We start from the raw sequence: 20,832 nt of genomic DNA, 5'->3' as shown, positions 1-20,832 counted from the left end.
CTTTCTTGCAGCCTGCATCACTGCGCAGCAGCGGCGTTGCTGGCGGCAGTGGAAGGCGTGAGTGTGAGCTCGTGCATCCAGCGCGCGGGCTGGCGCTGCAGCGCGCGATAGCCGGTCTCGGCCCAGGTGGTGCTCATGTCGCGGTAGCGCGGCGAGAACACCAGCCCGCTCTGACCGGTTTGGTAAATGAAGCGTGACTGTTCCAGATCGGCCAGGTCGTACACCGCGCGCAGCGAGGCGGCGTGGCGGTTCACGTACGGGCCAGAGGCTTCGCCCGCGTTGTACTGGCCCACGTTCACGGTGTACGAATCGCCGTGCGAGGGCACGCTTACATCGAAGAAACGCGCGAGTGCGGGCACGTTGCCGAAGGGCCGGTGCGCGCTGAGCGCCGGGTGCGCCGCGCCCCAGCGCCACTGGGCCGGGTCCGCGCCATACGCAGTCTGCAAGCGGTCGAGCGCGCGGCCCAGGGCAGCGGCAGATTGTTCGGCACACGATGCGGGCTGGCACCACCAGGTGTCGTTGCGCTCCAGAATGCCTTCAATGGCCGCGCGGTAGTCGCGCTTGCCATACGTGGCTGTGAACCGGTCTTCGCCAATGCGCGGAATGATCAGGCCGCGTGCCAATTCGTCCGTCCAGGCCACAAAGATCAGCGGCGCGGCGCGGCCCGCGTCCATCACGCCGTCAAAGCCCTGCAGCTCTTTCTGCGCAGCGGCGGCCAGCGGGTGCGTGGACTGCGCCTGCTGCAGGTGCGGCAGCAGGCGCCGCGTTGCGAGCGAGGTCACGTCGCGGTGGATGGCCTGCATGCTGGCCGCGTCGTGCTTGGGCGTGGCCTCGATGAGCTGCGCAATGCGTTCGTAGCGGTAGGGCAAGGCCCAGTCCTGCGTCAGAAAGTGGGGGTAGCCTGGCGCCGTCACGCGCTGGTTGGCCGTGGCGATCCAGCCCCGGGCGCCCTGGACGCCCGCCCCTCCGCTGACACCATCGTCCTGCGGGGTTTGCTCATACGGCAGCCAGCCCTTCCAGTCGTAGCGCGCGTCCCAGCCCGGCGAAGGCGCCACGCCCCGAATGTCGTTGGCGGTATCGCGCAGCGGCACACGGCCTGCGGCCTTGAAGCGGATGTTGCCCTGATCGTCCGCAGCCACCACGCTTTGCATCGGCGAGTGGTAGTGCGCCAGCCCCGCAAAGAGCTCATCCACGCTCTTGGACTGGTTGGTCTTGAAGCCCGCCAGCACGGTCTGGTTGTCATCGTCCAGCGCGCTCCAGCGCAGCGCGATCACATATTTGCCCAGGTCCAGCACCTCGGCGTGCGACTTCTGAACGTCGCTCAGCACGGGGCCATGGCGCGTGCTGCGCAGCTGCAGCAACAGGTCGGCCTCGCCCTTGACGCGGATGGTTTCGTTGCGCACCGTGAACGGCGCCCAGCCGTCTGGGGTGCGGTACTGCGTGGCGTCCGCCGGGTTGATCTGCTCCAGATACAGGTCCTGCACATCGGGACCGGTGTTGGTAAAGCCCCAGGCCACTTTGTCGGTGCGGCCCAGCACCACGAAGGGCAGGCCAGGCAAGGTGGCGCCTACGGCATCAATGGGGCCCAAGGGCGTACCGTCAGACGCCTTGCCCGCAGGGGCCTGCAGGCTCGCAAAGTACCAGATGGCGGGGGCCGACAGGCCCAGGTGCGGGTCGTTGGCCAGCAGCGGCTTGCCGCTCACGGTGCGGGTGCCCGCAATCACCCAGTTGTTGCTGCCCTTGCCCTCGTTGGTGCCTGCGTTGCGGGTCAGCTCGTCGGCCCAGGCCAGCATGCCGGCGCTGATCTGCCGGGACAACGGACCTTCGCGGTTGGGTGGCGCCACAGCAGCCGCTGCAGCACCGGCGGCAGGTGCACGATAAACCCCCAGCTGGCGATACAGCGCCGCCAGGTCTGCGGACGCAGCGGGCGGCTCCCCCGGATAGGGTGGCATCAGTTGCCACAGCCGGTCGGTGTCCAGCGTGCGCGCCACCGACAGGCGTGCGAACTCGGTGCCCCAATTGCCACCCAGGTCCAGCGCCATCATCAGCGCCCAGCCCACGCTGTCCTCGGGCTCCCACACCGCGCCTGCGGCGCCTCCGGGTTGCACGCCCAGCACCAGAAACTCCGGTGGCAAGGCCTGGGGACGTTTCTGGTGGAAGGCATGGATGCCCTTGCTGTAGGCCTGCAAGGCCTCCTGGGCATACAGCGGCAGCCCTGCGTACTGCCGCCGGGCCACGCCCATGATGTCCAGGCTGCGCATGAGCTTGTCGGTCTCGACCGTGGCAGGGCCAAAAACCTCGGACAGCTGGCCGTGCATGACCCGGCGGTTGAATTCCAACTGCCAGGTGCGTTCCTGCGCATGCACATAGCCCATTGCAAACCAGGCATCCTGCGGGGTCTGAGCCTGGATGTGGGTGACATCGGCGCCATCGCGCCGCACCTGTACTGCTTCGCTGAGCCCCGCCACAGCCAGGGAACCATCGAGTTGTGCAAAGCTGCGCTGCACATACACCGCCGCGCCCGCGCCTGCCAGCAGCGCCACTGCCACCAGCCCGAGGGCTGTCCGCTTCATCCATGCCATGTTTCTTGTCTCCTGCCGTTGGTCTTGTTGTTGATGTTGTGCACGCAAAGCCATGGTGGCTCCGCGCCTGCGCTGCGGCCACACTGCAATGCAGAAGGAGCCGCCAGCTCTGCGCGTGTCAGCTCAAGTGCACACTGCCGCCCGCCACATGAAAGCTCATGACCGGCGCACTGGGCTCGTTGAACGAAACGCCCAGCGCAATGTGCCCCGCGCCATGCAGGATGCAGGCATCGCGCCGCAAGCGCACGGGCGAGTCGCTGCCCTCGAACCGCACCCAGGTTCCAAAGCTGCTCATGTCGGTCAGCACGAACCCGCTGTTGCGCCAGTCGATGCGCGCATGCAGGCGCGACACGCGCGGGTCGTTGATGCGCAGCTGGGCATGCTCGGCCCGCCCCACCATGACCGGGGCATCCGACGAGGTGAAGGTGCGGTCCACCCCATGCCAGGAGAACTGGATCTGCCCCAGGATGGAATCGACCGGTGCAAAGTTGCTGACCAGTGCCGCCTGCATGGTGAGGGAATCGGGCGCTTCGTCCTCACGCCATTCGACGTGGTAGAGCATGAGCAACTCGGCCTTGCCCCGAATGTCCATCATGCCCAGCTTGCGGTACCAGACATCGGGCGCCGTGCCCGCAAGCAGCACGGTGGTTTCGGTAGCCCAGATTTCAGCGGGCCCGGCCCGTTCGCACAGCCGGGAAGCCACGTTGACGGCGTCGCCATAACAATCGCCATCCACATCCACCACTTCGCCGCTGGCCACGCCCACGCGGATCTCCATGCGCAAGGGATGGGGCCAGCGGTCCAGGCGGACCTTGTGCTGGCGCAGCATGGTGGCCATTGCAGACACCGCACTGGAGGCATCGCCAAAGACGCCCAGCACCCCATCCCCGAGCTTCTTGACCACCCGGCCGCCGTGGGCCTCGATGGTGTCACCAATCCACTGGGTGACCTGCGTCACGGCCTCGGTAGCGCGTTCGTTGCCCAGCGCTTCATACAAGGCAGTGCTGCCTGAGATGTCCGCAAAGACCATCGTCGACAACACACTCATGAACGCGGGCCCGTTGGTAACATCATGTGAATCAGTTTAGTGCAAGCGCCCTGGCTGCGCACCCTTCAAAGCGCCAACAAGTGTTGCCTGAGGCCGCAGCCGCAGCGAAAGGGGCGGTTGCAGCGTTCACCACAACGACTCCGCACATCGTCAGCGTCGCGAAAGGGAGGTGCAACCCCGGTCGCCTGAAAATCCACCAACACGTAAAAATTCGCAACAAGCCGGGGCAAGTTGTTGTCTTTATGCAAAAACAGGAGCACGCCCCTTGCGCTGCACCTCGCTCCCGCTTACTTTGGCCGTCCCTGTTACAAAAAGCCCGCCCTCACCCCGCCATGCGCTGGAACAAGCCGACTCTCCGCAACAACCTTCACGACCTGCTGGGCCGTGACAAGCCGTCGTCCACGGCATGGGTGCGCAACCAGGGGCTGGAAGAGGTGCGCCGGGCCATGCTGCAGAGCCTCGCCGGCATGACCGGTTGCGAGGTGGCACGCATGAACATGCGGCTGCGTTATGCCGGCGACATCGAGGCGCTGTGGTACCTGCGCACCGACCTCTTCAGCACACTGGTGCCGCTGCAGGGTGAGCACGGTGCCCGGGGCGTGATCGACCAGGTCACCCAGCTGTTCCAGGGGCAGCTCCCACGCGCCCTGCGCCCAGCACAGGCCGCCCCTCACACCCCCTCCTGACGCGCACCACGCGCGCGTGGCAAACCGCCGTTGTGGCGGTGTCATGCGGGTAAAGGCCTCACCGCGTCAGTGCTGGTGCCCCCAGTAGATCAGCGCATCGCGCTCTTCCACCGACAGCGACACCGTCGCGCCCACGGGCAGCAGCACCTTCGTTTCAACATGCCCGAACGGCAGGTTGGTCAGCACCGGCGCCTTGATCTGGGTGCGCAGCCAGTCCACCACCGACTGCAGCTTGTAGCCCTTGTCATGCGGTGCCAGCTTGAAGTTGGTGAACTGCCCCAGCACCACAGCCTTCTGCTGGGCCAGCACACCGGCGTGCAGCAGCTGGGTCAGCATGCGTTCGATGCGGTAGGGGTGCTCGTGCACGTCTTCGATGAACAGCACGCCGCCCTTGACCTGCGGGAAATACGGCGTGCCCACCAGCGATGCCAGCACCGCCAGGTTGCCACCCCACAGCGTGGCGCTTTTCACATAGACATTGGGTACAGCGGGCTTGCCCGTGGCGGCGTTGGGCTGCTCTTTGTTCATGCGCCAGCCCGTGCCTTCGCCGTGGCCGGTCAGCAGGTCGTCAAAGCAGGCTTCCATGATGTCGTCGGGCTCGCCCGCCACACCAAAGTCAGCCCCCAGCGATGGCCCCGCCCAGGTGGTGGCCCCCGTCTTGGCCAACACGGCCAGCTGGAAGGCGGTGAAATCGCTCACGCCCACAAAGTGCATGCCCTTTTCAATCGCCTTGGCCACCGCCTTGTAGCGGATGCCCGGCAGGATGCGCGACAGGCCGTAGCCCCCGCGCGAGATCAGCGCCACATCGGCGCCGCTGGCCGCTGCACGGTGGATGGCGGCCAACCGGGTTTCGTCGTCGCCCGCAAAGCGGGTGTGGGTGGCCAGCGCGTCCTCATCCACCTCCACCTCATGGCCCAGGGCCTTGAGCCGGGCAATGCCGCGCTTGAAGGCGGCCTTGTCGCGCACGGCGCTGGAGGGCGAGTAGATGTAGATGTGCTTGGGACCGTGGTCGTGGTCGCAATGGGAAGGGTCGTGATGGTGGTCGTGCAAAGCGCTCAGACCCGCCGAGGGGCCTGCTCCGTAAACAGGGGGAATGCCGGGCGCCACATGCGGTCAGGCGGCGCCAACGGACAAGTCAGTGCGCGAAGTATTCCACAGCCTGTGTGGCAATGGCCTCGCCATGCTCCTGCACAAAGTGGCCGGCCTGGGGCAGCACGATGGGCTCGGGGCAGCCTTGGATGCACTGCTGCAGCGCACGCATGGTGGGCAGGCCCAGCACCGGGTCCTGCGCACCCACCACCATCAGGCTGCGGCCCTGCCACTGGTGCTGCCAAAAATCGCGGGCCGCGCGCGACACGGCGGCGCCCGGGTCACCCGCAGCAGCGGGCACGCGTTCTGGAAAGGCCCGCAACGCGGCGCGGTAGCCTTTGTCCGGGAACGGCGCATCGTAGGCAGCGCACTCCGCCGCCGTCAGATGCGGGTTGCCACGCGCCAGCAGGCGCCCTACTCCATACAGAGGCTTGTCGCGGCACATGGCACGCCAGTCGACAAATCCGGCAGGCAGTGGCGAATCGCCCGTGGCCAGCAGGGTGTTCATCACCAGCAGGCCGTCAAAACGATCCGGCATGGTCATGGGCAGCGTCAAGCCCAGCATGCCGCCCCAGTCCTGCACCACCAGCACCACGTTGCACAGATCGAGCCGCTCCACCAGCTCCAGCAGCACCTGGCGGTGCCATTCGAACTGGTGGGCGCCCTCTTTCTTGGGCTTGTCGCTTTTCCCAAAGCCAATCAGGTCGGGCGCCACCACGCGGTCGCCTGCAGCCAGAAAGGTGGGCAGCATGCGCCGGTACAGGTAGCTCCAGGCCGGGTTGCCATGCAGGCACAGCCAGGTGCGGGGCGCATCGCGAGGACCTTCGTCGAGGGTGTGCAAACGCAGGCCCGCCAGGCTGGGCAGATCGCTGATGTAGTGAGGCGCCCAGGGGTAGCCGGGCACGTTGGCAAACGCCGCATCGGGCGTGCGCAAAGCGTCGTCCCGCAACGGATGGCGGGCCAGTGCCTCGGTGCGTTGCTGATGGCGGCGCTGGCGGAAAAAGCCGCTGAGCAGACCGCCACATTCTTCGGGCAGCACCCCGCCTCGCACCTGGGTCTGGTGGTTGATCTCGGGATGCCCGAACAGGTTGAGCACCGAACCGGCCGCGCCTGTTTTGGGATCTGCCGCACCGTACACCACCCGCGCCAGCCGCGCATGCAGCATGGCGCCGCTGCACATGGCACAAGGCTCCAGCGTGACGTAGAGGCTGCAGCCGTCGAGCCGGTAGTTACCCAGCCGCTGCGCCGCCGCGCGCAGGGCCACGATCTCGGCGTGGGCCGTGGGGTCGTGGCCCTCCACGGGGGCATTGCGGCCCGTGGCGATGACCTGGCCGTCCTTGACCACGATGGCGCCCACGGGCACCTCACCCGCTTGCGCGGCTGCCTGCGCCTCGGCCAGGGCCAGGCGCATCCAGTGCAAATCTTGGTCAAGGGTCATTGCTATTTAAATGATAGCTACTAGCGCTTGATATACAAGCGCCTGGGGCCAATTTCGCTTATTTTTCCTCGTCGGGCATGGGCCGGGCTTGCTGCATCAGGCCTTCCACCTGTTGCTTGACCTGCTGCTGGATCTGCTGACTCTTGTCGCGCACGGTGACAGGCGGTGCCGACGCAGGGTCGGCCCCGGGCGCCGTCTGCAGCGCGGGCACCGGGGCGCGCGTGGCCGACAACTGCTTCTTGGCCAACAGGCCCACGATGGCCAGCACGACAACCAGCCCCACCAAACCAAACAATCCCCGCATGCCTGTGCTCCCTATGCTGTGCAGGACTGCACTGTAAACCGGGCAAGGCCTTCCCTGCCTTCAGTCAGTGCGTCATTGGCAGCGCCGCCCCCATCAGGCCGAACAACCCGCCGCAGGCACGGTTGAACTTGCGGCCCGTGCGCTGCAACCAGGGCCGGATGCGGTGCGCCACGCTCGCCAGGCCGAATTCGACCAGGCATTCCACCGCCGCGAAGGTGCCCGCCATGGCCACGAACTGCACCCACAGGTCGCGCCCCGGCGCGATGAACTGCGGCAGGAAGGCCCCATAGAACAGCAGCACCTTGGGGTTAGAAATGGCTGCCAGCAGCCCTTGGCGAAACATCCTGCCGCCCGTCACCGATGCCGGTCCCGCAGCACGGGGCAAGGCCTGCACCTGCATGGCCGGCGCCCGCCACAGCTGGATGCCCAGCCACACCAGATACGCCCCGCCCACCCATTTCATCACCGTGAGCGCGTGGGCCGACGACTGCAGCAGCGCGCCGATGCCCAGCATGGACAGCCCGATCAGGCTCACAAAGCCCACCGCCCCGCCCGCAATGGTCCACAGCGTGCGCACGCGCCCATGCAGCGCGCCATGGGCCAGCACCAGCAGGCTGTTGGGCCCCGGGGTCAAGGACAGCCCGATGACCGCCAACAGGTAGACGAGCCATATTTTCAGTTCCATCGCAGCACCCTTCTTGGAAAAGCATGGTCTGGAGTCTAGGCACCTCCTGTCCGTGGTATGCAATCCAATCTGGCTATTTTTGATACCAAAATGGATACCTTATGAGCACCGCCAACGACCGCCCTCTCCAGCGCCCAGACGTACGCCTGCTCTTGATGCCGCTACCCGACTTCGCGCTGCTGCCATTTGGCGCGTTTCTGGACAAGCTGCGCTTTTCGGCCGACGAAGCGGACCGCAGCCGCCAGCGCTACTGCGCCTGGACGCTGATGGGCGTCGACAGCGCGCCCGTGGTGTCCAGCAGCGGGGTGCAGGTGACGATGGAGGCCACGCCTGACTCCGTGGACCTGGCGGCATTCGACTATCTGGTGGTGTTTGGCAGCCGCACGGTGCAAGCGTCGCTGGGACATGTGCACACCCATGGGCCCGTGCTGCGACAGGCTGCAGCGCGGGGCCTGCCCCTCGTGGCGATCGACAACGCCAGCTTTTTGCTCGCCGAGGCGGGTCTGCTCAAAGGCCGCCGCGTGGCGCTGCATTGGCGCCATGTGACCGAGTTCCGCCATGCCTTCCCACGCATAGCGGTGGCCAGCGAGCAGATCTATTGCTTTGACCGCGACCGCATCACCTGCGCGGGCGGCACCGCGGCCATCGACATGGCGGTGGAGTTGCTGTCACGCCACTGCGGCCGGGAGCGCGCCTTCAAGGGCTTGGCCGACATGCTGGTGGACGAACCACGCCACCAGGGGCACCACCTGCAATCGATGGAAGGCGGCGGGCCGGACCTGGGCCGCCACCTGGTGCGTGCGGTCGCGCTGATGCGCACCTCCATGGCCGACGGCCTTACCGTGGCCAGCATCGCCGAGCGCATCGGCATTGGCCGCCGACAGCTGGATCGGTTGTTCACCGAGCGCTTCGGCCACAGCGCTCACAACCACTGGACAGCGATGCGCATGGAACACGCCCACTGGCGCGTAACCCATTCACACCACAGCCTCTCCGCCATCGCTGACGAGGTGGGTCTGGGCAACGCCAGCAGCCTGGCACGACTCTTCCGGCGGCACTACGGCACCAGCCCCGGAGCGGCCCGCGCGGGCGGTCCGAGGGACTGACTGAAGCTCCGCTTCCACTCTGCAGGCAGGACCATCGGGTGCCCGAGTCCACCGGCACCGATCCATGCGCGGGCGACCCCTCAGTTCAGCGCCACGCGGCTGCCGTCCTTGAAGGTGTAGAGCGTCACAGCGGGCGTCGTCAGCTCGCCCTTGGCGGTGAAGGCGATGTTGGCCGTTACGCCTTTGTATTCCGCCTTGGCCAGGAAGGGCGTAAACACCTTCGGGTCCACCGAATTGGCGCGCTTCATGGCGTCGGCCAGCACCATGGCGGCGTCATAGGCATAGGGGCTGTAGATCTGGAACTGGCCGGGAAACTTGGCGTCGTAGCGCTTCTTCCAGTCGGCGCCGCCCTGCATCTTGTCCACCGATGCGCCGCCGGTGGCGCAGGTCACGTTCTTCAGCGCTGGGGTCTTGCCCGACAGCTCGGGCAGCTTTTCGGTACACAGCGCGTCGCCGCCAAAGAACTTCACATTGCCCAGGCCCAGCTGCTCCATCTGGCGCAGCATGGGGCCGGCCTGCGCGTCCAGGCCGCCGTAGAAGATCGCATCGGGCTTCTTGTTCTTGATGGCGGTGAGGATGGCCATGAAGTCGGTGGCCTTGTCGTTGGTGAACTCCTCAGCCACCACCTTCAGGCCCTTTTGTTGCGCCGTGGCCTTGAAGACCGAGGCCACGCCCTGGCCGTAGGCCGTGCGGTCGTCGATGATGGCCACACTCTTGAGCTTCTGATGGTCGGCACCAAACAGGGCCAGCGCCGCGCCCAGCGCGTTGTCGTTGGCGATCAGGCGGAAGGTGGTCTTGTGGCCGGGTTTGGTCAGGTCAGGATTGGAGGCCGATGCCGTGATGTGCGGCAGGTCGCACTTGGCATAGATGGCCGATGCGGGGATGGACGTGCCCGATTGCAGGTGGCCCACCACGCCCGCCACCTTCTGGTCGCACAGCTTCTGCGCCACGGCGGTGGCCTGGCGCGGGTCGCCCGCGTCGTCTTCGGCCGCAATTTCAAACTTGATCTTCTTGCCGCCGATCACGAGGTTTTGGGCATTCAGGTCGTCAATCGCCAGGCGCACGCCGTTTTCAGTGTCCTTGCCGATGTGGGCAATGCCGCCCGACACGGGGCCGGCGTGGGCGATCTTGACGGTTTGCACATCCTGTGCGGTGGCTGCAGTGGCGGCGGCAACACACACACCCACGGCAGCCAGCTGCACAACGGACACGGGAAAAGACGACGGACGCAGGCGGGTGAAAGCTCGGAACACGGTAGAAATCTCCAAAAAATATAGTCGCAGCCTTTGCGCACCATTTCGGGGCAAAACGCACGGCATCCTAGCCACCATCCTCCCTTGCCGTCGCCAATTGCTATGCAAGCTTAGTAATTTGCTGGGCCATTAAAACGGCTAATGGCGCAAGATGATTCGCCGAAGTCACCCTATGAAGCTGCCCTTTGAGCGGCAGCGCGCCCGTTGGCAAGCGCTCAACCTTTCACCATCCGCAACTTGAAGTTGGTAAACGGCAGGATGGCGTTCGGTGCGTCGCGGGGTACGCGCTCTTCCACGCAGCCCGTGTCATTGGGGGTCACGAAGTGCGGACCAATACCGGCAATGGCCACTTTGTGCGACCCCGTCCAGTCCCAGCCCCACCCGGCCCCGGTCACCTCGCCTTCGAACAAAACCGGGCCATCGGCCGCGATGCCCTGGTGGATGGTGATGCGCATCCGGTCGGCAAACCCACCCATCCGATAGCCGGCCTGGACGCGAAGCGTGAATACGGGGTGCGTCGCCGGGTTGAAGATCGCCCCCGAGGTGTTGGTAACCGTCACCAGCCCCGGCATGGCCGTGCCGTTCCATCGCTCGGCCATCACCATGCCGTCCGCAAAGATGATGAAGCCCCGGGCCTCGGACCAAAGGTTCTGGCCATGGCGGTAGATCGGCCCGCAGTGAGGGTTGTAGCTGCCCTGCCCGCCGGTGCAGTCCAGTGCAAACACCATGTGGTTGGCACCTTCGGAAAAGAACCACGAACAGTCCACCGTGCAGACCAAGTCGTTGTGCCGCATGGGAGACAAGCTGAGCCGAGGCGGCAGGTAGCAAAAGTCGAGGTCATTGATCGCCAGTGTCAGCTGGGTGGGCTTCTTCACGCGGGAGGTGCTCATCAGAGTCCTTTCACTGGGTTTTACGGGGTGGCCGACGATGCCGACGGCCTTGCAAGAACGCGGTTCACAGAGACCATGGGGTGGCCGCCGAGGCTTGCACGCTGCGCCCGTTGTACCAGACCCCCACCGCACAATGCATCGTCACATGGTTACCAAAAGTGCAGTGCCCGATACCCGACGGAAGCTCCACGGCACCGCGAAACTGAAATAATCACGCCCCATGTCTCTCCTGCCCCACCAGCTCGAACTGCTTTCGCCCGCGCGCGACGCAGACATCGGCATCGAAGCCATCAACCACGGCGCCGATGCCGTCTACATCGGCGGCCCAGCCTTTGGCGCGCGGGCCAGTGCGGGCAACGACATCCGCGACATCGAACGCCTGGTGAAGCATGCGCACCGCTTCAACAGCCGCATCTTCATCACGCTCAACACCATCCTGCGCGACGACGAGCTGGAGGCCGCTCGCAAAATGGCGTGGCAGGTGTACGAGGCCGGTGCCGACGCCCTCATCATCCAGGACATGGGCCTGCTCGAAATCGACCTGCCCCCCATCCAGCTGCACGCGAGCACGCAAACGGACATCCGCACGCCCGAAAAAGCGCGCTTTCTGCAGGACGCAGGCCTCTCGCAGATCGTGCTGGCGCGTGAGCTCACGGTGCAGCAGATCGCCGCCGTGCACAAGGCCCTGGGGCCAGTGGACGCCCCCGGCCGGGCTAACATCGAGTTCTTCATCCACGGCGCACTGTGCGTGGCCTACAGCGGCCAGTGCAACATCAGCCATGCGCAGACCGGCCGCAGCGCCAACCGCGGTGACTGCAGCCAGGCCTGCCGCCTGCCCTACCAGGTGACGGATGCGCAGGGCCGCTTCATTGCGCACGACAAGCACGTGCTCTCCATGAAGGACAACAACCAGAGCGACAACCTGCGCGCGCTCATCGACGCCGGAGTGCGCAGCTTCAAGATCGAAGGGCGCTACAAGGACATGGGCTACGTGAAGAACATCACCGCCCACTACCGCACCTTGCTCGACGAGATCATCGAAGAGCGCGAGGCCCAAGGCCGACCGCTGTCGCGCTCGTCCAGCGGTCGCACCACCTTCACCTTCACGCCCGACCCGCTGCAGAACTTCAACCGCGAGTTCACCGACTACTTCGTGACGGGCCGCAAGGAAGACATCGGCGCATTCGACACCCCCAAGAACCCCGGCCAGGCCATCGGCTGGGTAACCAAGCTGGGCCCAGACTTTGTGGAGCTGGAACTGAGCGACCCCGCCACCGTGCTGCACAACGGCGACGGCCTGTGCTACTACGACCTGCACAAGGAGCTGGTGGGCATGGCCATCAACGTGGCCGAGCCCGTGTCGGCCCGCAGCGTCGGCCAGTGGCGGGTGTACCCCAAAGACCCGATGGAAGGATTCAAGGACCTGCGCAAGGGCACCGAGGTCAACCGCAACCGCGACATGGACTGGGTGCGCACGCTGGAGAAAAAATCCAGCGACCGCCGCATCGGCCTGTGGGCGCAACTGAGCGAAACGCCCACGGGTTTCAGCCTGCTGCTGACCGACGAGGACGGCAATGTGGGCTGCGCCGACGTGCTGCAACCCCACCAGAGTGCTACCGACGCCACCAAGGCCGAGGCCAGCCTGCGCGAGCAATTGGGCCGCTTTGGCGCCACGGTGTTTGCGGTGCATGACATTGCGCTGCAGCTCTCGCAGCCGTGGTTTGTGCCCGCCTCGGTGCTCAATGCCCTGCGCCGCGATGCCGTAGCCGACCTGGAAGCCAGCCGCGCCCGCAACTTCGCCCGCCTGCCACGCGCCACGCCCGTGGAACCCCCTGCGCTCTACCCTGAAGACACGCTCTCCTTTCTGGGCAACGTGTTCAACCACAAGGCCCACGACTTCTACGTGCGCCACGGCGTGAAGGTGATCGCCGCGGCCTACGAGGCGCACGAAGAGGAAGGCGAAGTCAGCCTCATGATCACCAAGCACTGCGTGCGCTTTTCGATGAGCCTGTGCCCCAAGCAGGCCAAGGGCGTGACGGGCGTGCAAGGCACCATCAAGGCCGAACCCTTGATGCTGATCAACGGCAAGGAGAAGCTGACCTTGCGCTTTGACTGCAAGCCCTGTGAAATGCATGTGGTGGGCAAGATCAAGCGCCAGGTGCTGAACCAGGCCAACGAGATCCCCCTGACCTTCTACAAAGCCCGGCCGCAGAACGCGCACTGACGCACTGGCGTGCGGCCTCTGTCCAGATTGCCGCATGCCCCCTCCTCAAGCCCCTCACCTGCACACCGCCGAGGCCGTCGCCCAGGCACATGGCGTCAACCCCGATGCGGGCCTGCACCCCGACGAAGCCCTGCGCCGCAGCGCCACCCACGGCGCCAATGAGCTGGCGGCGGGGCAAGACCGCCCCTGGTGGCATCTGCTGGCTGACCAGTTCAAGGACTTCATGGTGCTGGTGCTGCTGGGCGCCGCCGTCATCTCGGGCCTGGTGGGGGAGGTCACCGACACGCTGGTCATCCTGGTGATCGTGGTGCTCAATGCCGTCATCGGCTTTGTTCAGGCCTGGCGCGCCGACCAGGCCATGGCGGCGCTGCGCCAGCTGGCGGCGGCGCACGCCACGGTGCTGCGCAGCGGAGCCGTGCAGGTGTTGCCCGCCACGGCGCTGGTGCCGGGCGACATCGTGCTGCTGGAGGCGGGCAACCAGATTCCGGCCGACCTGCGGCTGATCGAGATTGCGCAGCTGCAGGTGGATGAATCGGCCCTCACGGGCGAGTCCGTCACCGTAGCCAAGCAGACGGAGGCCCTGGCCGCCGAGGATGTGGGCGCGCTGGGCGACCGCACCAACATGGCCTTCAAGGGCACCACGGCCACGCATGGCCGGGCACGCGGCCTGGTGGTGGCCACCGGCATGCACACCGAGCTGGGCAAGGTGGCCACGCTGCTCGACACCGGCGACCGCAGCACGCCGCTGCAACTGCGCCTGGCGGCCTTTGGCAAGCGCTTGGCGATCGCGGTGCTGGGCATCTGCGCGGTGATCTTTGTGGTGGGTGTGCTGCGCGGCGAGGCGCCGCTGCTCATGGCCCTCACCGCCATCAGTCTGGCCGTGGCCGCCATCCCCGAGGCACTGCCTGCGGTGGTCACCGTGCTCCTGGCCCTGGGCGCACGCCGCATGGTGGCCGTGCATGCGCTGGTGCGGCGCCTGCCGTCGGTCGAAACCCTGGGCTCGGTCACCACCATCTGCTCGGACAAGACCGGCACCCTCACGCAAAACCGCATGCATGCCGAGCTGCTGCTGGCCCACGGCGTGCGCTGGGTGCCCGGTGACCCCCTGCCCGGCCCCGCCCATGCCGAGGCCCTGCGCGCCGCCGCGCTGTGCAACGACGCCACGCTCCAGACAAAGAACGAAGAGGGTCATTCAGGCACCCAGTGGCTGGGCGACCCCACCGAAACCGCGCTAGTGCTCGCCGCCCACGCCGGCGGGCTGGACAAGGCCCAACTAGATGTGAGCAGCCCCCGCGTGCAAGAGCAGCCCTTTGACTCTGAACGCAAGCGCATGACCACCTTCCACCGCGCTGCCGATGGTTTTGTGGCCTACACCAAGGGCGCGCCGGAATCAGTCTTGCCCCGCTGCACCGCCCACTGGACGCCCGAAGGCGCTGCCGCACTGGACACGGCCCAGGTCCTCGCCACCGCCCAGCAACTCGCCGCCCAGGGCCTGCGTGTGCTGGCCCTGGCCCGCCGCAGCCACACCCGCCTGCCCGACACCAACGACATCGACGCGGTAGAAAACCAGCTGGAGCTGCTGGGCCTGATCGCCCTCATCGACCCACCCCGTGCCGAGGCGAAGGCCGCAGTGCGCGCCTGCATCAGCGCAGGCATCACGCCCGTGATGATCACCGGCGACCACCCCGCCACCGCACGTGCCATTGCTCACCGCTTGGGTATCGTCACCAGCACCGACGCGCCCGTGCTCACCGGCGCCGACCTGGCCACATTGGACGATGCCGCACTGCGCGCCCGCGTGGAACAGGTGCAGGTCTACGCCCGCGTGGACCCGGCGCAGAAGATCCGCATCGTCGAAGCGCTGCAGGCCCAGGGCCACTTCGTGGCTATGACAGGCGACGGCGTGAACGACGCCCCGGCCCTCAAACGCGCCGATATCGGCATTGCGATGGGCCAGGGCGGTACCGACGTGGCGCGCGAGGCATCGAGCCTGGTGCTGCTGGACGACAACTTCGCCACCATCGTCGCGGCGGTGCGCGAAGGCCGCCGCATCTACGACAACATCCGCAAGTTTGTGCGCTACGCGATGACGGGCAACTCGGGCGAGATCTGGACCATCTTCCTCGCGCCGCTGTTGCTGCTGCCCATTCCGCTGCTGCCCATCCACATCCTGTGGGTCAACCTGGTGACCGACGGCCTGCCCGGCCTGGCACTGGCGGCCGAGCCAGCCGAGCGCGGCATCATGCAGCGCCCGCCCCGCGCACCGCGCGAGAGCCTGTTTGCACACGGCATGTGGCAGCACATATTGGGCGTGGGCCTGCTCATTGGCGGGCTGTGCCTGGCGGTGCAGGCCTGGGCCCTGCACACCGGCCACGCGCATTGGCAGACCATGGTGTTCACCGTGCTCACGCTGGCGCAGATGGCGCACGTGATCGCCATCCGCTCCGAATCCGAACCCATCTGGCGCCTAGGCCTGCTGAGCAACCGCCCGCTGCTGGGCGCCGTGCTGCTCACCTTTGCGCTGCAGATGGCCACGATTTATGTGCCCTGGCTCAACCCCATATTCCGCACGGAGCCGCTGAGTATTGGCGAGCTAGCGCTGTGCATTGGCGCCGCACTGGTGGTGCTGGTGGTCGTGGAAATCGAGAAGGCCTGGCGGCGCAGCCAGCAGGAGCGGCGCACCGCGCCAGAGCCCATCGACAGCGCCATGGACGAGCCTGCTGCGTGAGGTTGCCCAACCCGCACAAGAACGTCATAAGCACATAGCCAACGATTCGATGACGCCAGCGGCCAGCGGTGCCAGAATGGCCCGCGCCATCGGCGCACCGAGCTCCGCCCAGCCACGGGTGGAGACCGGTGGTGCCACTCCCTTCCCTTCAACGAAAGAGACAAGCTTCATGAAAATCGAAACCCTGGCCGTCCACGCCGGCTACAGCCCCGACCCCACCACCAAGGCCGTGGCCGTGCCCATCTACCAGACGGTGGCCTACGCGTTTGACAGCGCCCAGCACGGCGCGGACCTGTTCGACCTGAAGGTGCCGGGCAACATCTACACCCGCATCATGAACCCCACCACCGACGTGCTCGAAAAGCGCGTCGCAGCGCTCGAAGGCGGCATTGCCGCGCTGGCCGTGGCCTCGGGCATGGCAGCCATCACCTATGCCATCCAGACCATTGCCGAGGCGGGCGACAACATCGTCTCGGCCAGCACGCTCTACGGCGGCACCTACAACCTGTTTGCCCACACGCTGCCGCAGCAGGGCATCACCACGCGCTTTGCCGACCCGCGTGACCCGGCCAGCTTTGCGCAGCACATCGATGCGCGCACCAAGGCCATCTTCATCGAGTCCATCGGCAACCCGCTGGGCAACGTGACCGATATCGCTGCGCTGGCCAAGGTGGCGCACGACCATGGCGTGCCGCTGATCGTGGACAACACGGTGCCCAGCCCCTACCTGTTGCGCCCCATCGAGCATGGCGCCGACATCGTGGTGCACTCGCTCACCAAGTACCTGGGCGGCCACGGCAACAGCGTGGGCGGCGCGATTGTGGACAGCGGCAAGTTCCCGTGGGCAGAGCACAAGGCGCGCTTCCCGCGCCTGAATGAGCCCGATGTGAGCTACCACGGCGTGGTCTACACCGAGGCCCTGGGCCCGGCTGCCTTCATCGGTCGGGCGCGCGTGGTGCCACTGCGCAATACCGGCGCGGCGCTGGCGCCGCTCAATGCCTTCCTGATCCTGCAAGGCATCGAAACCCTGGCGCTGCGCATGGACCGCATCTGCGACAACACGCTGGCCATTGCCAAGTACCTGCAAAGCCATCCCAAGGTGGAATGGGTGCGCTACGCCGGTCTGCCCGACCACCCGGACCACGCGCTGGTGCAGCGCCAGTCAGGCGGCAAGGCCTCGGGCATCCTGAGCTTTGGCGTGAAGAACAGCGACGCCGACCCGCGTGCGGCCGGTGCACGTTTTCTGGATGCGCTGCAACTCTTCACACGCCTGGTCAACATCGGCGATGCGAAGTCCCTCGCCACGCACCCCGCATCGACCACCCACCGCCAGCTCAACCCCGAGGAGCTGACCAAGGCCGGCGTGAGCGAGGGCATGGTGCGCTTGTCGGTGGGCATCGAGCACATCAACGACCTGCAGGCCGACCTGGCCCAGGCGCTCGACAAGGTGTGAACGGCGAGTGGCCATGCGCTGAAGGCGCGTGGCCACTCAAAATTTCAAGTGTTTTTAGCCTCCAGCGCTTGACTGGAAAGCGCTATTAGCTATTATTTCAATAGCAAATCAACCCACAGTGGCAACGCTTGGCGCCCTGATTCACCGGCCCACGCTGACCAGTGGTGCAGCGCCGCCGCCCATCAGCACCGTGTTGCCCTGCTTGCTGGCAATGGCCAGGGCGGTGTCGCGCTGGATCTCGGCCAGCCGGATTTCCTTGAGCGCGGGCGTGAGCGATGCGCTGATGATCTGATTGGCCCGTGCCTCGCCTTCGGCCTGCACGATCAGGCGCTCTGCCTCGGCCTTGGCCAGGTCGATCTCCTTGCGCTTCTTCTCGATCGCCTGGTCCGTCTCGGCACGCTGGCGGATGGCGGATTCGATGGCCTTGTCCGTCAGCATGTTGCGAACATTCACGGCGGTGACAGTGAAGGCGCCTTTGTCCGTGGCGTCCAGCTCGGCCTGCAAGGTGGTGCGCACGCTTTCTGCCAGCTCGGCGCGCTTGGTGTGCATGGTGGTCGCATCCATCTGGGCAATGGCCTTGTAGATGGCTTCACGGGCTTCGCGCTGCACGCGGCTGTAGGCCACCAGCAAGTCCGCCGTGCCGTCTTTGACCACTTGTCTGTGCTGCACCACATCGCCCTGGTATTTGACGAACAGCGTAGGGATGGAGGCCGGCGTGGTCTTGAAATAGATGTCGATGTCCACGTCCTGCATGGTCAGGTTGTCACGGCTCTTGGGGGTGAGGTTCTCCAGCGAAAAGCTCACCTCCTTGGCGGTGAATTCGTCCACCGTCTTGAACAGCGTGAAGTAAAGCCCCGGCGGCAGGGCCTCCTGCCCCACCTTGCCCAGCGTGCGCTCCACACCCACATTGCCGGTATCGATCTGGCTGCACGCGCCCAGCGCAACGCTCAGGCACAACAGGGACAAGGTTCGCAAAGCGGTCATGGGAGTCTCACGGGTCAAAAGGGGTTGGTAGGCACGGCGCGCCGTGGCTGCGCCGGCAGGGCGAGCGAGCGCGATTGTAGGAGAGCCCTACCCCACCAAAAACGTGTGGTTCGCCGCTGTCTACAGCAGCCTTCGGGACGGCAGAGCCCCGTATCAGCCCAGGTCGCGTGCCAGCCGGATGCCCGTGAACTGCCAGCGCGCGGTGGCCGGGAAGAAGTTGCGGTAGGTCAGCCGCTCATGCCCCGGTGGCGTAGCGCAGGACGAGCCCCGCAGCACGTACTGATTCACCATGAACTTGCCGTTGTATTCGCCCACGGCACCTGCCGCCACCTGAAAGCCGGGGTACGGGGCGTAGCTCGAATGTGTCCATTGCCAGGCGACGCCAAAGAGCTGCACCATGGGGTCGGCATCCTGCGCGGCCGCGTGCTCCCATTCGGCCTCGGTGGGCAGGCGGGCTCCCGCCCAGCGCGCGTAGGCATCAGCCTCGTAGTACGACAGATGCACCACCGGTTGGTCGCCCTCCAGCGGCTGCAGGCCGGCCAACGTGAAGCAGTACCACTCGCCTTCCACGCGGTGCCAATACAGCGGGTGATTCAGACCCTGTGCTGCCCGCCAATCCCAACCTTCCGCCAGCCAGAGCATGGGGTTCTGGTAGCCCCCGCCCTCCACAAAGGCCGCAAATTCAGCCTGGGTAACAAGGCGCGAGGCCAGTGCGTAAGGGTGCAGGTACGTGCGATGGCGTGGGCCTTCGTTGTCAAACGCAAAGCCTTCGCCTTTATGGCCGATTTCGATGAGCCCTCCGTCGAAAGAATGCCACGTCAAAGTTGCAGCCACGGGCGGTGGCGCCACATCGCAAGCCGCCGCATAGACAGGGAACAGCGGGTTGCACGACAGCAGGTGCTGTATGTCGGTGAGCATCAACTCCTGGTGCTGCTGCTCGTGCTGCAAGCCCAGTTCGATCAATGCGCACAAAGCGGCATCGTGCGCCACGGTAGACAACAGGCGCGCCATGCGGGCATCCACATCGGCCCGGTAGGCCAGCACTTCATGGAGCGCGGGGCGCGTCAGCAGCCCCCTCTGCGGGCGCGGGTGCTTGGCCCCCACACCGTTGTAGTAAGAGTTGAAAAGTACCCGGAACGCGGGCGCAAACGGCACAAACCCGGGCTCGTGCGCTTCGAGCACGAAGGTTTCAAAAAACCAGCTGGTGTGCGCCAGGTGCCATTTGGTGGGGCTGGCGTCCGGCATGGACTGCGCGCAGCAGTCCTCGGGCGACAGGGGCGCCGCCAGTGCCACCGAGCGATCGCGCACGGCGGTGTAGCGGGACTGCAGTGTGTTGGATGTCGTGGTCATTGCAGCCACTGATCAGGGACGCGCGTGCACCACCGCAAACCAGCCGCGCTCGTCCGTCCACGCCTGGGCCTGTGCAAAACCAGCGCGGGCCAGCATGTCGGTGAACACGGGCAAGGGGTACTTGTAGCTGTTCTCGGTGTGAATGCGCTCGCCCTGCTCAAACCTGCGGCCACCGCCGGGCCAGCACACCTCGGTATCGGATGTCGCCTCCAGGTGCATTTCAATGCGCGACGCCTCGGGGTTAAAGAACGCACGGTGCTGCCACTGCCCCACATCAAAGTCGCTGCCGATCAGGCGGTTCACGTGGCGCAGCACGTTGCGATTGAACTCGGCCGTCACGCCCGCCGCATCGTCGTAGGCCGCCTCCAGCACGGCCACGTCCTTGGGCAGATCGATGCCGATGAGCAGGCCGCCATCGTCATCCACAAGCTCGCGCATGTGGCCCAGCAGTTCCAGGGCATGCGGGGGATCGAAGTTGCCGATGGAAGAGCCCGGGTAGAACACCAGCCGGCCGGTGCGGGGAATGTCGTCCGGCAGTGCCACCCCCAGGGTCATGTCGCCCGCCAGTGCGCGGGCATCCAGTGCGGGGAAGTCGTCGCGCAGCCCCTGCACCGCCTGTTCCAGAAAATCCGCTGAAATGTCCACACCCACAAAACACGCCGGCTGCACCAGGCGGCACAGGGTGCGGGCCTTCTGGCAGTTGCCTGCGCCCAGTTCGATGAGGGTACGCCCCGGGCCCACCGTGCCTGCAATGCTGTCCGCATGCGTCTGCATCAGTGCCATCTCGGTGCGCGTGGGGTAGTACTCCGGCAGGCGCGTGATGGCCTCAAACAGCTGCGAGCCGTGCTGGTCGTAAAAATACTTGGGGGAGATGCGTGCGGGCCGCTGGGTCAGCCCGTGCGTGATGTCGGAGTAGCGAGGCAGGAGCATGGGTCAATGAGACGTTGGGTGCGGCAGCGCCGCCGGGTGGTCAAAAGCAGAGGCACCTGGGGCGCACGCACGGCGGCACGCC

At 66.1% G+C, this 20,832-nt stretch carries 16 protein-coding genes; 5 read left to right on the top strand and 11 right to left on the bottom strand.

From position 1 onward, the window contains the following. Positions 1-17: 17 nt before the first annotated feature. Positions 18-2,582, bottom strand: a complete 2,565-nt coding sequence (locus AC2YJX_RS19905; protein WP_487257058.1) for a penicillin acylase family protein — start codon at positions 2,580-2,582, stop codon at positions 18-20. 118 nt (positions 2,583-2,700) lie between these two features. Beyond that, on the bottom strand, positions 2,701-3,630 hold the full coding sequence (locus tag AC2YJX_RS19900) for an adenylate/guanylate cyclase domain-containing protein (protein WP_199727006.1): 930 nt from the start codon (positions 3,628-3,630) through the stop codon (positions 2,701-2,703). Between the two features lie 332 nt (positions 3,631-3,962). Here AC2YJX_RS19900 and AC2YJX_RS19895 point away from each other — a divergent pair, with 332 nt between their 5' ends. Next, entirely contained in the window at positions 3,963-4,316 is a 354-nt protein-coding gene (locus AC2YJX_RS19895) for a hypothetical protein (protein ID WP_487257057.1), read from the top strand. A 66-nt stretch (positions 4,317-4,382) separates the two neighbouring features. On the opposite strand, the gene AC2YJX_RS19890 is transcribed toward AC2YJX_RS19895, so the two are convergent. The 4 genes from AC2YJX_RS19890 to AC2YJX_RS19875 form a co-directional block, all read right to left on the bottom strand. Then, on the bottom strand, positions 4,383-5,366 hold the full coding sequence (locus tag AC2YJX_RS19890) for an LD-carboxypeptidase (RefSeq protein WP_487257056.1): 984 nt from the start codon (positions 5,364-5,366) through the stop codon (positions 4,383-4,385). 85 nt (positions 5,367-5,451) lie between these two features. Continuing rightward, positions 5,452-6,843: a tRNA adenosine(34) deaminase TadA gene (tadA, locus tag AC2YJX_RS19885; RefSeq protein WP_487257055.1), complete on the bottom strand. Its 1,392-nt coding sequence runs from the start codon at positions 6,841-6,843 to the stop codon at positions 5,452-5,454. 58 nt (positions 6,844-6,901) lie between these two features. Beyond that, entirely contained in the window at positions 6,902-7,147 is a 246-nt protein-coding gene (locus tag AC2YJX_RS19880) for a hypothetical protein (RefSeq protein WP_487257054.1), read from the bottom strand. Between the two features lie 64 nt (positions 7,148-7,211). Then, positions 7,212-7,832 (bottom strand): LysE family translocator, encoded by a 621-nt coding sequence (locus tag AC2YJX_RS19875; RefSeq protein WP_487257053.1) that lies wholly within the window; start codon positions 7,830-7,832, stop codon positions 7,212-7,214. A 101-nt stretch (positions 7,833-7,933) separates the two neighbouring features. Between AC2YJX_RS19875 and AC2YJX_RS19870 the strand changes: the two genes are divergently transcribed. Beyond that, positions 7,934-8,938 carry a GlxA family transcriptional regulator gene (locus AC2YJX_RS19870; RefSeq protein WP_228894875.1) on the top strand — a complete coding sequence of 335 codons (1,005 nt, stop codon included), beginning with the start codon at positions 7,934-7,936 and terminating at the stop codon, positions 8,936-8,938. Positions 8,939-9,018: 80 nt separating this feature from the next. On the opposite strand, the gene AC2YJX_RS19865 is transcribed toward AC2YJX_RS19870, so the two are convergent. Both AC2YJX_RS19865 and AC2YJX_RS19860 read right to left on the bottom strand, forming a co-directional pair. Beyond that, positions 9,019-10,149: a branched-chain amino acid ABC transporter substrate-binding protein gene (locus AC2YJX_RS19865; RefSeq protein ID WP_487257169.1), complete on the bottom strand. Its 1,131-nt coding sequence runs from the start codon at positions 10,147-10,149 to the stop codon at positions 9,019-9,021. 257 nt (positions 10,150-10,406) lie between these two features. Then, the gene (locus AC2YJX_RS19860; RefSeq protein ID WP_228894873.1) at positions 10,407-11,081 is read right to left on the bottom strand and encodes a hypothetical protein; all 675 of its coding nucleotides are present in this window, start codon (positions 11,079-11,081) and stop codon (positions 10,407-10,409) included. 220 nt (positions 11,082-11,301) lie between these two features. On the opposite strand from AC2YJX_RS19860, the gene AC2YJX_RS19855 reads away from it, so the two are divergent. The 3 genes from AC2YJX_RS19855 to AC2YJX_RS19845 all read left to right on the top strand — a co-directional run bounded on the left by AC2YJX_RS19855 (position 11,302) and on the right by AC2YJX_RS19845 (position 17,486). Continuing rightward, on the top strand, positions 11,302-13,305 hold the full coding sequence (locus AC2YJX_RS19855; protein ID WP_228894871.1) for a peptidase U32 family protein: 2,004 nt from the start codon (positions 11,302-11,304) through the stop codon (positions 13,303-13,305). Positions 13,306-13,339: 34 nt separating this feature from the next. Next, complete coding sequence (locus AC2YJX_RS19850) at positions 13,340-16,033, top strand: cation-translocating P-type ATPase (RefSeq protein WP_487257052.1); 2,694 nt, start codon at positions 13,340-13,342, stop codon at positions 16,031-16,033. 169 nt (positions 16,034-16,202) lie between these two features. Next, the gene (locus tag AC2YJX_RS19845; RefSeq protein WP_487257051.1) at positions 16,203-17,486 is read left to right on the top strand and encodes an O-acetylhomoserine aminocarboxypropyltransferase/cysteine synthase family protein; all 1,284 of its coding nucleotides are present in this window, start codon (positions 16,203-16,205) and stop codon (positions 17,484-17,486) included. A gap of 141 nt (positions 17,487-17,627) precedes the next feature. Here the strand turns inward: AC2YJX_RS19845 and AC2YJX_RS19840 are convergent, their stop codons facing one another. From AC2YJX_RS19840 to egtD, 3 genes are all read right to left on the bottom strand, one after another. After that, positions 17,628-18,470 (bottom strand): SPFH domain-containing protein, encoded by an 843-nt coding sequence (locus tag AC2YJX_RS19840; protein WP_055393814.1) that lies wholly within the window; start codon positions 18,468-18,470, stop codon positions 17,628-17,630. A gap of 153 nt (positions 18,471-18,623) precedes the next feature. Beyond that, positions 18,624-19,820: an ergothioneine biosynthesis protein EgtB gene (gene egtB / locus AC2YJX_RS19835; RefSeq protein WP_487257050.1), complete on the bottom strand. Its 1,197-nt coding sequence runs from the start codon at positions 19,818-19,820 to the stop codon at positions 18,624-18,626. Between the two features lie 12 nt (positions 19,821-19,832). Continuing rightward, positions 19,833-20,750 (bottom strand): L-histidine N(alpha)-methyltransferase, encoded by a 918-nt coding sequence (gene egtD, locus AC2YJX_RS19830; protein WP_055393810.1) that lies wholly within the window; start codon positions 20,748-20,750, stop codon positions 19,833-19,835. Positions 20,751-20,832: the final 82 nt, after the last annotated feature.

The sequence above is a fragment of the Acidovorax sp. SRI_002 genome, from assembly GCF_057586455.1.
This window is presented reverse-complemented; position numbering and strand designations above follow the sequence as displayed.

What these genes read in the sequence shown, in the direction of transcription:
- AC2YJX_RS19895 (WP_487257057.1), top strand. Translation starts at nt 3,963, where the DNA reads ATGCGCTGGAACAAGCCGACTCTCCGCAACAACCTTCACGACCTGCTG.
- tadA (WP_487257055.1), bottom strand. Translation starts at nt 6,843, where the DNA reads ATGACCCTTGACCAAGATTTGCACTGGATGCGCCTGGCCCTGGCCGAG.
- AC2YJX_RS19855 (WP_228894871.1), top strand. Translation starts at nt 11,302, where the DNA reads ATGTCTCTCCTGCCCCACCAGCTCGAACTGCTTTCGCCCGCGCGCGAC.
- AC2YJX_RS19860 (WP_228894873.1), bottom strand. Translation starts at nt 11,081, where the DNA reads ATGAGCACCTCCCGCGTGAAGAAGCCCACCCAGCTGACACTGGCGATC.
- AC2YJX_RS19875 (WP_487257053.1), bottom strand. Translation starts at nt 7,832, where the DNA reads ATGGAACTGAAAATATGGCTCGTCTACCTGTTGGCGGTCATCGGGCTG.
- AC2YJX_RS19880 (WP_487257054.1), bottom strand. Translation starts at nt 7,147, where the DNA reads ATGCGGGGATTGTTTGGTTTGGTGGGGCTGGTTGTCGTGCTGGCCATC.
- AC2YJX_RS19850 (WP_487257052.1), top strand. Translation starts at nt 13,340, where the DNA reads ATGCCCCCTCCTCAAGCCCCTCACCTGCACACCGCCGAGGCCGTCGCC.
- AC2YJX_RS19840 (WP_055393814.1), bottom strand. Translation starts at nt 18,470, where the DNA reads ATGACCGCTTTGCGAACCTTGTCCCTGTTGTGCCTGAGCGTTGCGCTG.
- egtB (WP_487257050.1), bottom strand. Translation starts at nt 19,820, where the DNA reads ATGACCACGACATCCAACACACTGCAGTCCCGCTACACCGCCGTGCGC.
- AC2YJX_RS19905 (WP_487257058.1), bottom strand. Translation starts at nt 2,582, where the DNA reads ATGGCATGGATGAAGCGGACAGCCCTCGGGCTGGTGGCAGTGGCGCTG.
- AC2YJX_RS19900 (WP_199727006.1), bottom strand. Translation starts at nt 3,630, where the DNA reads ATGAGTGTGTTGTCGACGATGGTCTTTGCGGACATCTCAGGCAGCACT.
- AC2YJX_RS19845 (WP_487257051.1), top strand. Translation starts at nt 16,203, where the DNA reads ATGAAAATCGAAACCCTGGCCGTCCACGCCGGCTACAGCCCCGACCCC.
- egtD (WP_055393810.1), bottom strand. Translation starts at nt 20,750, where the DNA reads ATGCTCCTGCCTCGCTACTCCGACATCACGCACGGGCTGACCCAGCGG.
- AC2YJX_RS19870 (WP_228894875.1), top strand. Translation starts at nt 7,934, where the DNA reads ATGAGCACCGCCAACGACCGCCCTCTCCAGCGCCCAGACGTACGCCTG.